The following is a 12,192-nucleotide window of genomic DNA, read 5'->3' on the forward strand; positions in this document are numbered from 1 at the left end:
CCCCCCCACCTGCCCGGTCCTGATGCAGTGCGTTGCCAGGCGGCCTCGCAACTCCGTGCGGCTTCCAGCGATAATCCCAGTCAAAGCAGCACTTGTTTTCTGGGAGAGAAGCCATGGGGGTTGACGGACTTGGCCGCGGCGGCGCACGCCCGGTGGTGAGCACGGATGCTTCGCAGAACGCACGGCCGGTGGTGAGCCCCCGTCCGCAGACGAACGCGAACCCGGTCGGTGATTTCTTCAAGGACTCCTTCGACAAGGCCAAGAGCAACGGCGGCGTCATTGGCGGCATCATCGGTGGCGTGCTGGGCGGCCCGGTGGGCGGCATCATCGGCGGCCAGGTGGGCGGCGCCATCGGCGACGCCATCCAGGCCTCCAAGGACGCGGCGAAGCTGCAGGAGACGAAGGACGTCCTGACCAACTCGCCCACGGGCGCGGCGGCCGTGAAGTACATGGAGGAGCACAACATCCCGGTGGAGTTCGCCGACGGTGGTGGCTCCTACTGGGACGGCAAGAAGATCGTCATCGACCGCAGCCAGGATCCGCAGGAAGCGGCCCTGACGCTGGTGCATGAGATCAACCACGCGAAGGCGACCCTCGACGGTCCCCGCGCGGATGTGCAGAACCAGACGCGCGACGACTACGTGAACACGCTCCTCAACGAGGAGACGCGCGGCACGGTGGACAGCATCAAGGCGAAGAACGAGCTGGTCGCCGCTGGCGACAACGTCACCGCCACCTTCCCGCTGGAGGCCGAGTACAACGCCGCCTCGACGAAGGCCATCGACGAGGCGAAGGCGAAGGACCCGTCGCTCACCGAAGCGCAACTGCGTGAAATCGGCGACAAGGCGGGATACGATGCGGTCCTCAACGGCTTCAAGACGGGCGCGGTGGTGACCAGCACCAACGGTCAGAACTACCCCGACTACTACGGCCAGGGCTGGGACGCGGCGCACCCGTCACGCTAAATGCATCGTGTCCTCGTCGCAGCCTTGTGGGTGATGGCCACCACGCACTGTGACACGGCCCGGCCCTCGAAGGCCGGGACCCAGGAGGAACCGAAGGTGAATGCGGACGCCGAGACGTTGCAGCGCATCGAGCGGGTGGACCCGGTGCACGCCGGGACCATCCAGCAGAACCTGGCGGCGACGGCCTTCACGCGCCAGCCGCTGGGCTTCTACCAGCGCTTCCAGCTGGTGACGGTGGACGTGCGGTTGCCGCACCGGGCCCTGCGCTTCAAGTACGCGGACGACGGCAAGGTCGCGGTCAACCTCACGCCGGCCACCGCCGAGGCCATCTACAAGGTCAACCAGGACGAGGCGCTGAGCCTGGAGGCCGCGGAGGTTCCCGCCTACCTGCGCTTCTTCGTGGAGAACACCGAGGGCGGCAAGCGCCGGCTGGTGGAGCGCGCGGAGGACGTGCAGTGGCTGCCCGCCACGAACACGGACGCGGCGCTCGGCGCACGCAAGGCGGAGGCCGTCGCGAAGCTGCACCCCGTGAAGGTCTCCGACGGCCCGGAGGGCTTCCAGGCGTCCGCGCTGGTGCTCGTGGGCAACCAGTTGCTCGCGTGTGACTTCACCGTGCGCAAGGGCGGCAAGGTGCAGCTCGTGAATCAGCAGGTGGCGGCGGAGTCGCTGCCCGTGCCCGCCGTCCGCTGAAGCCACGCCCCTCAGGTCTTCTTCGTGCGCTTGCGCGGCGCGGTCTTCCTCGCGGTGGCGGGCGCACGCTTCTTCGCCGTCGTCACACGGCGGGCCGCCACGGCGGTCCGCGTCTTCTTCGCACCGGAGCGTTTGGCGGCGGGCTTCGCGCGCTCCTGCGTCGCGTGGTAGCGCTCCAGCAGCTTCGTGCCCTTGGCGGCGAGCCGCTTCGCTCCGGCGGCGTCCCTGGGCACGGGCTCGCCCCAGGCTCGGGCGGACAGGGCTAGGCGCGTGGGTTCGCCCTTGTCGTCGACCATGGGCCCGCGCGGGTGGGTGAAGTGGCGGCGCAGGAAGCTGCCCTTGCGGCGCAGCTTCTCCGGCGTGTCCGCCTTGCCCTTCACGCCGGGCTTGAGGTTCGCGCCCTCCTTCTCGTGGAACCACTCGCGGCCCGCCGCCGTGAGGCCTCCCTTTGGATCCTTCAGGCGCCGCGTGCGCGTGACGGGCTCGCGGGTCGGGGAACGGGGCGGCATCGGGCGTGCTCCTCTCGGACGGCGGTGGACGCTTGCGCAAGAGAGGTAGGTCTTCCCGGCCGCGCTGGCATGCGGTGACAGGCCGCCTGCTTCCTACGGCGTGGGCTTCGCCCCCGGGGGCACCAGCGAGTCCGCCAGCGCACGGAGGGCGCGCGCATGGGCGTGCCACGGGTCCTTGCCGTCGCCGAAGACGTCCAGCGGACGCTGGGGAGGAAGGCCCCGCGCCTCGAAGTCCTGGCCCGTCATGTCGGCGTAGTGCTCGTTCGACAGGTGGACCGTCCACCCGTTGGGCAGCGGCTTGACGAGCATGTCGGAGAACGCGCCCCGCGTGGCCGTGCCCACCTGGACGACGTTCGGCAGCGCGCGCAGGGCCAGCGTGAGGACCTCGCCCGCGCTGACGGTGACGTCGCTCGTCACCACGTACACCGGGCCGTGGAAGGACGGGCGCGGCGTGGGCTGGAGCGTGAACACCTGGGGCGGGACGTCCTTCGCTCCCGTCGCCCACTTGGTGTACGCGCGCCGGGGTTGCGCCGTGAAGCGCTCCGCGATGGCGCGAGCGACGGCGTCATGTCCGCCCCGGTTGTTGCTCACGTCCAGGACGAGCACGTCCGCGCCCGCGAAGGCCGTCAGCGCCTCATCCAGCACCGGCTCCAGCGCCGCCAGCTCCTGGGCCAGCGTGGAGGTCTGGCCCTCCGCCGCGGCGACGAAGCCGCCCATCGTCAGCAGGTTGAGGTAGGCGACGCGGGGCGCGGCGAAGCCCCAGAGGATGCGCTGGTTCGCGACGTGATGTCCCTCGCCGCGCAGCACCGTCTGGAGGATGCCGTCGCGGTACGCGCGCATCCACTCCCGCTGCACGTCCCGGGCGGGACGCGCCATGGCCACGGCCGTCTGATCCAGCATCGCGAATGTGCCCGTGGGGCGGGCCTCGTACGTCAGCGTGTCCGACGCCGCGTCGTCCGCGAGCAGCTCCACGTGCGCATCGTTCAGCGAACGGAGCGCGTCCGCGAAGAGGGTGAACAGCGCGCGGCCATCCATGTCCGGCGTCACCCGCGAGCGCTGCGCATCCAGGCGGGCCAGCCAGTCCGGGTCGCGCCGGGGGAAGGAGGCGTAGTGCTCCGCGAAGGTCGCCCGGAACACGTCGAACAGCTCCAGCGCGCTCCAGGCACGGTGCGTGTCGCAGTCGGCGGGCAGGGCGGCCAGCCGGTCGAAGCGGTAGCGCGTCTCTCCCGGCGCGGCGAGGAAGTCCCGGACGTCCGCGGAGGGCCCCGGCTCCTGGCCCCCGAACATCTCCTCGAGCTCCGTCGACGAGGACGGATCCGGATGGCACCCCGCCGCCGTCTCGTGGTGCAGGCGCAGGCCCTCCGGCGACACCGTGAGCAGCCATCCGTAGCCGCGCGAGCGCCACACGCCATCCGCGTCCCGGGCGCGGGCCTTCGCCGTGGCGTGCGGCGTGGCACATGCGGCGAGCAGGCCCGCGAGGACGAGGAGAATGGCGTTGCGCCGACTTCCTCCACCAGCGGACACCCCGCCGCCAGCGGGACGGGAGGACGCGGGGCGTGCGCTATAAACCCTGCGCGGGGTGGGGGTGGCCTGCCCGCCGACGGGAGACATCATGGGTGGAGTCGCTCGGAAGTTGGGATGGGTGGCCTTGGCCCTGGCGGGGGCCTTTAGCCTGGGCGTGGTGGCGCTGCACCGGGGCGAGTCCATCAGCGCCATCTGGCTCGTGGTCGCCTCCGTCGCGGTGTTCATGCTGGGATATCGCTTCTACGGCCGTTTCATTGCCGAAAAAGCGCTCCAGGTGGACCCCTCGCGCGCCACCCCCGCCGAGCGCCGCAACGACGGCCTGGACTACGTGCCCACGGACCGGTGGGTCGTGTTCGGCCACCACTTCGCGGCCATCGCGGGCGCGGGCCCGCTGGTGGGTCCGGTGCTGGCGGCGCAGATGGGCTACCTGCCCGGCACGCTGTGGATCCTGGCGGGCGTGGTGGTGGCCGGCGCGGTGCAGGACTTCGTGACGCTGTTCCTGTCCGTGCGGCGCGATGGCAAGTCGCTGGGCGACATGGTGCGCATGGAGCTGGGGCCCGCGGCCGGCGTGACGGCGATGGTGGGCGTGCTGATGATCATGATGATCATCCTCGCTGTGCTGGCGCTGGTCGTGGTGAAGGCGCTGACGCACAGCCCCTGGGGCACCTTCACCGTGGCGATGACCATCCCCATCGCGGTGATGATGGGCCTGTACCTGCGCTACGTGCGGCCCGGCAAGGTGCTGGAGGTGTCCATCGTCGGCTTCGTGCTGCTGATGCTCAGCATCTGGCTGGGCGGCCAGGTGTCCGAGTCCGCCACCTGGGGCCCCTGGTTCACCTTCGACAGCCGCACACTGGCGTGGCTGCTCATCGGCTACGGGTTCTGCGCGGCGGTGCTGCCGGTGTGGTTGCTGCTCGCGCCGCGCGACTACCTGTCCACCTTCCTGAAGATCGGCACCGTGCTGTTGCTGGCGGTGGGCATCGTGCTGGCGGCGCCGCACATGAGGATGCCGGCGGTGACGCGGTTCGTGGACGGCTCCGGGCCGGTGTTCTCCGGCAGCCTGTTCCCGTTCCTCTTCATCACCATCGCGTGCGGCGCGGTGTCCGGGTGGCACTCGCTCATCGCGTCCGGCACCACGCCGAAGATGCTGGCGACGGAGGGCGACGCGAAGCTCGTGGGCTATGGCGCCATGCTGATGGAGGCCTTCGTGGCCATCATGGCGCTCATCGCCGCGTCGGTGCTGGAGCCCGGCGTCTACTTCGCGATGAACTCGCCCGCGGCGCTCATCGGCACCAGCGCGACGCAGGCGGCTCAAACGCTCAGCCAGTGGGGCTTCGTCATCACCCCGGAGATGCTGGAGCAGACGGCGCGCGACATCGGTGAGACGACCATCCTGTCGCGCGCGGGTGGCGCGCCGACCCTGGCGGTGGGCATGGCGCAGATCCTCCATGGCCTGGTGTCCGGGCAGGGGATGATGGCGTTCTGGTACCACTACGCCATCCTCTTCGAGGCCCTCTTCATCCTCACCACGGTGGACGCCGGCACGCGCGTGGGGCGCTTCATGATCCAGGAGCTGGCGGGCCTGGTGTACGCGCCGCTCAAGCGCACGGAGTCCTGGGGCGCGAACCTGCTGGCCACCGCGCTGTGCGTGGCCGCGTGGGGCTACTTCCTCTATCAGGGCGTGGTGGATCCGCTGGGCGGCATCAACACGCTGTGGCCGCTGTTCGGCATCGCCAACCAGATGCTCGCCGCGATCGCGCTCACGCTGGGCTGCGTGGCGCTGGTGAAGATGAAGCGCGAGCGCTACGTGTGGGTCCCCGGCATCCCCGCCGCGTGGCTGGTGCTGTGCACCCTCACCGCCGGCTTCCAGAAGGTGCTCGGCGGCGACGTGCGCGTGAGCTTCGTGGCCCACGCGCGGACCTTCTCCCAGGCGGTGGCCGAAGGGCGCGTCATCGCCCCCGCGAAGTCCGTGGAGGAGATGGAGGCCATCATCCGCAACGACTACCTGGATGCCGCCCTCACCGTGTTCTTCATGGTCGTCGTGGTGGCGACGGTGCTCTTCGGCGTGCGCGCCGTGCTCCGGGCCCGGAGCTCGCCGGTGGCCACCTCGCACGAGACGCCCTACGTGGCCGCGGCCCTCCCGGTGAAGCCGTGAGGCTCATGCACGCGCTCCGGCACGGCTGGCGCCAGGCCGTGCGCACCGCGCGGCTGATGATTGGCGTGCCGGACTACGACACCTACGTGGCCCACATGCGCCGTCACCACCCGGACCGCGCGGTGATGACCTACGCGGAGTTTTTCAACGACCGCCTCAAGGCCCGCTACCGCCCCGGAGGCGGCCGGTGCTGCTGAGGTGATGAGTCGTTGAGTCTTCCAGACAAAACTGCTTAGTGGGTTTTACGGGTCAAGCCCGTTCAACCTCTTCGCAGGAGTCTGCCGTGTCTCGTACCTCGACGCCGTTCCGGACGTGGGCGCTGGGCGCCGTGTTTCTCGCATCGTTGGGAGGCTGCTCGGGCCCCGTGGATGCTCCGGTGTCCGGGGAGCCCATGGGGGAGGTGGAGTCGGCCGTGCTGTCGACGCGCGTGGTGGGCTACCTGCCGACGTGGGCGGGGGACGTGAACACGCTGCAGTACTCGAAGCTTTCGCACATCAACTACGCGTTCGCGCTGCCCACGGCGGCCGGTGGGCTCACGGGGGTGAGCAGCGGGGACGCGCGGCTGCGCTCGCTGGTGACGCTGGCGCATGCGCAGGGCGTGAAGGTGCTCATCGCCGTGGGCGGCTGGAACGACGGCAACGACAGCGGCTTCGAGCAGATGGCGGCGAACGCGAGCGCGCGCACGGCGTTCGTGAACAACGTGGTGAACTTCATCAACGCGGCCGGGCTGGACGGCGTGGACATCGACTGGGAGTACCCGGACCCCGGCACGTCGGGGAGCAACTACGCGCTCTTGATGAACCAGCTGGGCACCGCGATGCACAGCCGGGGCAAGCTGCTCACCGCGGCGGTGGTGTCCAACGGCTCCACGGGCGGCGGCGTGCCGGCGTCGGTGTTCAACGACGTCGATTTCCTCAACATCATGGCGTACGACGGCGGGCAGCCGCATTCGACGTATGACCTGGCGGTCCAGTCGCTGAGCTACTGGAAGGGGCGCGGGCTGCCGGCGTCCAAGGCGGTGCTGGGCGTGCCGTTCTACGGCCGCTCGCCGTCGAGCTACGTGGGCTACTCGGAGCTGGTCGCTCGCGACCCGCAGGCGCCCTACAAGGACAACGTGGGGGACGTCTATTACAACGGCATCGCGACCATCCAGGCGAAGACGCAGCTGGGAAAGCAGAACGGCGGCGTGATGATCTGGGAGCTGTCCCAGGACACGTCCGGGAGCACGTCGCTGCTCAACGCCATCTACTCCGTGGCGCAGGGCACGGGCGGCGGCACGGGGGCATACCGGCTGGTGAACAAGGCCTCCGGGCGCTGCGTGGACATCAGCGGCCCCAGCACGGCGGACGGCGCCATCATCCATCAGTGGGCCTGCCACACGGGTGCCAGCCAGCAGTGGTCGATGGAGGCGACGGACAGCGGCTACTACCGCTTCGTGTCGCGCTACAGCGGCATGGCGCTGGACGTGAAGGACGTGAGCACCGCGGACGGTGCGGGGCTCCAGCAGTGGTCCTACAGCGGCGGGAGCAACCAGCAGTTCAAGCTGGTGGCCCTGGGCAACGGCTACCACCGGCTGGAGGCGCGCCACAGCGGCAAGGTGCTGGACGTGACGGGCTGCCAGCAGGGCAGCGGTGACGGCACGCTGCTCCAGCAGTGGACCTGGTCCAACAACGACTGCCAGCAGTTCCGGCTGGAAGCGCTGTAGTCCGCACTGGAGGCGGGGCTGGCACCGTGCCGGCCTCGTCGCGCGCCGGCCATCGGTGCGGATGGTATATGGGCGGTCGCGATGGCTGACCGTTCCTCCTGCTGGTGGCACCTGCTCCGTCGTCCCATCGACCTGGGATGGGAGCGCCCGCGGGCCCCGTACGCGACGGCGCTGCTGGCGTGCTTCGCGGTGCTGATGCTGCGCTCACACGCGCGGCTCGCTCAGGCCCACCTCTGGGCGGAGGATGGGACGGTGTTCCTGGCGGATGCGCTCGCGCATGGCATTGGCGCCACGTTCATGCCCTACGCGGGCTATCTGCACGTCGTCCCCCGGCTGCTGGCCTGGGGACTGTCGCGCCTGCCCATCGAAGCGTTCGCGCTCGGGCTGGCGTTGCTCACCCTGGGAATCGACGCGGCGGTGTTCGCGCTCATCGCGCGGGTCCGCTACCGCTGGCTGGTGCCCCATGACGGGGTCCGGATCCTCGCCGCGGTGGCGCTCTGCTTCCTGCCGGGGACCTGGGAGGTGATGGGCAACCTCGCCAACCTCCACTCCGTCCTCTTCTACGGGGTCATGCTGGTGGCGCTCCAGGACCTGGAGCGCCCGCTGGGAGTCGTTGACGGCGGGGTGCTGCTCGCGGCCGCGTCGAGCGCGGGCGAGGGCGTGTTGCTGGCGCCGGTCTTCCTGCTGCGCGGTGTGCTGCGGTGGCGCGACGGGCAGTCTCTGCGCGCGGTGCTGGGAGAGGGCGCGGCGGCGGCGGCGCTGACCGTGTTGGCCGGGGTGAACATGGTGCTCTTCCGCCAGTCGGGCATGGCCGCTTCCGACTTCGCCGCCTGGCCGCTCTCGCGCATGGCCGAGCACCTCTGGAACACGTTCAACGTCCGCTACGTGTTGCACCCGGTGCTGGGCGACGGCGGGACGCTGTCGTACTTCCGCAGGCCGCTCGGGGTGCGGGTCGCGGTGGCGGGCGGGCTCCTCGCGGTGCTCGTCATGGGCCTCCGCGGGGTGCCCGCGCGGCAGCGGGCGTTGCTCCTGGCCGCGTGCGCGTGCGTCTTCCTGTTGATTCCGCTCACCTGGTACGTGCGCTCCGGTTCGGCCGACTACCCCACGTTCGGCGCGTTCCGGGATCCGGGCGTGGTGGAGGACCGCTACATGCTGTTCGCGCTCCCGGCGGGGCTCGTGCTCTGGGTGGTGGCGGTGGCGCGGTTCCGGGCCGTCTTCGCCGCGGGCCTTTGCGTGTGCGTGGTGGTGCTGGCCCTTCCCCGGTGGACCTTCGAGCCGTGGGGCTCCGAGCTCGACTGGGCCCGGACCGCGCGCCTCATCCGCGAGACCCGTGAGACGCCGGGCGCGGAGGCGGCCGTGCCCATCAATCCCACCGGCTGGTGGATCCGGGTGCGTGGCGCCTCGCACCCGGCACCGTGACCGTTGTCAGGCGGGGCCCTGGGCCTTCACGAGGGCGTCACCCAGCTTCGCGGCCAGCACCTTGAGGTGCGGGGGCTTGAGGAAGGAGTAGTGGTCCCCGGGCACCCTGTGCACGTCCAGCCCGCCGGGCGCGTAGGCGGCCCAGCCGTGGTCCCAGTGCGAGCCCTCCGCTTCGAACAACGTGAAGGGCCCGCTGGCCGGGGGCGGTTCGTAGACCCAGGCCGCGTTCAGGTGGACCTCGAACGCGTGGCGCAGCTTGAGCAGGGACTGCTCCGCGGCGAACAGGGGCTGGCTGGCCGCTTCCAGCGCTTCCTTCCACTGGCTCGGGGAGAGGCCGTCGTTCGGTGGCAACGGCTGGCCCATGGCGCGCAGCAGGTCCTCCAGGAACAGCGCGCTCAACCGCGCCTTCGCGTTCACGTCGTCCGGGTTGCCGAAGTGCAGGCTCGCGGACGAGTCGAGCAGCGCGAGCAGCGCCACCGTCTCGCCCTCGCGCCGCAGCTGGTGGGCCATCTCCCACGCGACGCCGCCTCCCATGGACCAGCCGCCCAGCAGGTAGGGGCCGTGCGGTTGGACCTCCCGCACCGCGCGCACGTACAGGGCCGCCATCTCCGGGACGGAGTCGCAGGGCGGTTCCGCTCCGTCCAGACCGCGCGCCTGGAGCCCGTAGAAGGGCTGGTGGGGGCCCAGCGCCCGGGCCAGCTCCGCGTAGGGCACGACGTTGCCTCCCACCGCATGGACGCAGAAGAAGGGACGCACTCCCGCCTGGCCCTCCTGGAGCGCGACCAACGGCGTCCACGACGTGGCGTCCCGGAGCAGGCCCGCGAGGTGCTCCACGGTGGGGTTCTGGAAGAGCGACGACACCGGCAGGGACCGGCCCAGCCGGGCGCGGAGGGCCGACTGCAGACGCAACGTCAGCAGCGAGTGTCCGCCCAGCTCGAAGAAGTTGTCGCGCACGCCGATGGGGTGCACGCCCAGCACCTCCTCCCAGATGCGCACGAGCTGTAGCTCCAGCGGCGTGCGAGGCCCCAGCAGGGTGGCCGCCGGCTCGCGGCCGGCCGCGGGCGCGGGCAGGGCCTTGCGGTTCACCTTGCCCGAGGGCGTCAGGGGCAGCCGCTCCAGGGGCACCCAGCGCGAGGGCACCATGTATTCCGGCAGCCGCCCCTTGAGGAAGCCGCGCAGCGCGGCGACGTCCAGCGCCTTCGGATCCGTCCCCACCACCCAGGCCACCAGCCGCTTCTGGCCGCCTCCGTCGTCCCGGGCGTCGACGACGCAGTCGCGCACCGCCGGGTGCTGCGCGAGCGCTGCTTCAATCTCTCCCAGTTCGATGCGGAAGCCGCGCACCTTGAGCTGCGCGTCGCGCCGGCCCAGGTACTCCAGCGTGCCGTCCGGCAGGTGCCGCGCCCAGTCCCCCGTGCGGTACAGCCGGCCTCCCGGCGTCGTGCCGAGGGGATCCGGGATGAAGCGGTCGGCGGTGAGGTCGGGCTGGTTCAGGTAGCCGCGGCCCACCTGGACGCCTCCCACGTACAGCTCGCCGGTGACGCCCCGGGGCACCGGCTGGAGGTTCGCGTCCAGCACGTACACGGGCACGTTGATCAACGGCCGGCCAATGGAGGGCAGCGCTGGCCACGCGTCCGGATCCCCCTTCAGCGACAGCGACGTCACCGCGTGGGCCTCGGAGGGGCCGTAGTGGTTGTGCAGCACCGCGCCCGTGTGCTTCATGAAGCGGCGGATCGCGGGCGTCATGCGCAGCTGCTCGCCCGCCACCATGATCTCCCGCACGCGGCGGGGATGGCGGCCTTCACGCTCGGCCACCTCCGCCAGGTTCTGGAGCGCGACGAAGGGCATGAAGAACCGCTCGATGCCCGCGTCCTCCAGCAGGGCCAGCAGCTGGCTCGGGTCGCGGCGCGTCTCCTCGGTGAGGAACACCAGCTCACCGCCCGCGGCCCAGGTGGCGAAGAGCTCCTGGAAGGACACGTCGAAGCTCAGCGCGGAGAACTGGAGCGTGCGGGCCCCGGGTGCCACCGAGTCCCCCAGCTGCCAATGCAGCATGTTCACCAGCGCCTCGCGGTGCATCGCGATGCCCTTGGGCGTCCCGGTGCTGCCGGAGGTGAAGATGACGTAGGTGAGCGCCTGCGCGTTGCCCCGGGGTTCGGGCCGCGCGTCGGACTCGCGGGCCAGGACGTCCACCTGCGTGTCGAGTTCCAGCACGCGCGCCGTGTCGTTGCCCAGCACGTCGCGCAGCTCGCGCGTGGTGAGCAGCACCGTCGCGCCCGACGCCTGGAGCATCGCGGTGAGCCGCTCCGGCGGATAGGCCGGGTCGAGCGGCACGTAGGCGCCTCCCGCCTTGAGCGTGCCCAGCACCGCCACGGGCAGCTCCAGCGAGCGCCTCAGGTGGATGCCCACGCGGACGTCGGCCCCCACGCCCAGCTTCCGCAGGTGGTGCGCCAGCTGGTTCGAGCGTCGCTCCAGCTCCCCGTAGGTGAGCGTCGAATCGCCGAAGCGCACCGCGACGGCTTCGGGCGTGCGCGTGGCGGTGGCTTCGAAGAACGCGTGGGGTGCGGGCACTGGCGGCCAGGACACCGGCTGGTTCGCCCACGCCGCGAGCTGCCGGCGCTCCGCGTCCCCGAGCATGGGCAGGGTGCCCAGCGGCGCGTCCGGCGCCGCGAGCGCGCTTTCGAGCAGCCGCGTGTAGTGGTCCGCGAAGCGCGCCACCGTGGCCTCGTCGAAGAGGGCGGTGTTGTACTCCCAGATGCTCGACCAGCCCTCCGGCGTCTCGCGCACGAAGAGGGTGAGGTCGAACTTCGCCATGCCCGGCTCGAAGGCCAGGGCGCTGACGGAGACGCCGGGCAGCTCCCAGGGCGCGCCGCCGTTCTGGAAGACGAACATGACCTGGAACAGGGGAGGGCGGCTCAGGTCCCGCGTGGGGACCAGCGCGTCCACCAGCTGCTCGAAGGGCATGTCCTGGTGGGCATAGGCGCCCAGGCAGGCCTCCCGCACGCGGCCCAGCAGCGTGCGGAAGCTCCGTGCGCCGGAGGCATCCACGCGCAGGGCCAGGGTGTTGGTGAAGAAGCCGATGAGGTTCTCCACCTGGAGGTGGCCGCGCCCCGCGATGGGCGTGCCGATGACGACGTCCTCCTGGCCGCTGTGCCGCGCGAGCAGGGCGTGGAAGCCCGCGAGCAGCAGCATGAACGGGGTGACGCCCGCGTCGCGCGACAGGGTCTGCAC

At 71.0% G+C, this 12,192-nt stretch carries 9 protein-coding genes; 6 read left to right on the plus strand and 3 right to left on the minus strand.

All coding sequences use genetic code 11. The features are described from left to right. Positions 1–113 precede the first annotated feature (113 nt). Both D7W79_RS29450 and D7W79_RS29455 read left to right on the plus strand, forming a co-directional pair. Positions 114–965 (plus strand): hypothetical protein, encoded by an 852-nt coding sequence (locus D7W79_RS29450; protein ID WP_147442115.1) that lies wholly within the window; start codon positions 114–116, stop codon positions 963–965. A gap of 96 nt (positions 966–1,061) precedes the next feature. After that, a complete protein-coding gene (locus D7W79_RS29455; RefSeq protein WP_147442116.1) occupies positions 1,062–1,655 on the plus strand; it encodes a hypothetical protein in 594 nt (197 codons plus the stop codon). 11 nt (positions 1,656–1,666) lie between these two features. Here D7W79_RS29455 and D7W79_RS29460 read toward each other — a convergent pair whose 3' ends face one another. Then, positions 1,667–2,164 (minus strand): DUF6321 domain-containing protein, encoded by a 498-nt coding sequence (locus D7W79_RS29460; RefSeq protein ID WP_120528707.1) that lies wholly within the window; start codon positions 2,162–2,164, stop codon positions 1,667–1,669. Between the two features lie 93 nt (positions 2,165–2,257). After that, positions 2,258–3,778: a S41 family peptidase gene (locus tag D7W79_RS29465; RefSeq protein ID WP_147442117.1), complete on the minus strand. Its 1,521-nt coding sequence runs from the start codon at positions 3,776–3,778 to the stop codon at positions 2,258–2,260. A 28-nt stretch (positions 3,779–3,806) separates the two neighbouring features. Between D7W79_RS29465 and D7W79_RS29470 the strand changes: the two genes are divergently transcribed. The 4 genes from D7W79_RS29470 to D7W79_RS29485 all read left to right on the plus strand — a co-directional run bounded on the left by D7W79_RS29470 (position 3,807) and on the right by D7W79_RS29485 (position 8,967). Next, entirely contained in the window at positions 3,807–5,843 is a 2,037-nt protein-coding gene (locus D7W79_RS29470; RefSeq protein ID WP_276375520.1) for a carbon starvation CstA family protein, read from the plus strand. 5 nt (positions 5,844–5,848) lie between these two features. Continuing rightward, positions 5,849–6,040: a YbdD/YjiX family protein gene (locus D7W79_RS29475; protein WP_120528709.1), complete on the plus strand. Its 192-nt coding sequence runs from the start codon at positions 5,849–5,851 to the stop codon at positions 6,038–6,040. 86 nt (positions 6,041–6,126) lie between these two features. After that, on the plus strand, positions 6,127–7,548 hold the full coding sequence (locus D7W79_RS29480) for an RICIN domain-containing protein (protein WP_120528710.1): 1,422 nt from the start codon (positions 6,127–6,129) through the stop codon (positions 7,546–7,548). A gap of 81 nt (positions 7,549–7,629) precedes the next feature. After that, complete coding sequence (locus tag D7W79_RS29485) at positions 7,630–8,967, plus strand: hypothetical protein (RefSeq protein WP_120528711.1); 1,338 nt, start codon at positions 7,630–7,632, stop codon at positions 8,965–8,967. 6 nt (positions 8,968–8,973) lie between these two features. Here D7W79_RS29485 and D7W79_RS29490 read toward each other — a convergent pair. Further along, a partial coding sequence (locus D7W79_RS29490; protein ID WP_147442118.1) for a non-ribosomal peptide synthetase occupies positions 8,974–12,192 on the minus strand: 3,219 nt, incomplete at its 5' end.

This window comes from Corallococcus exercitus (assembly GCF_003611585.1).
Classification (GTDB): domain Bacteria; phylum Myxococcota; class Myxococcia; order Myxococcales; family Myxococcaceae; genus Corallococcus; species Corallococcus exercitus.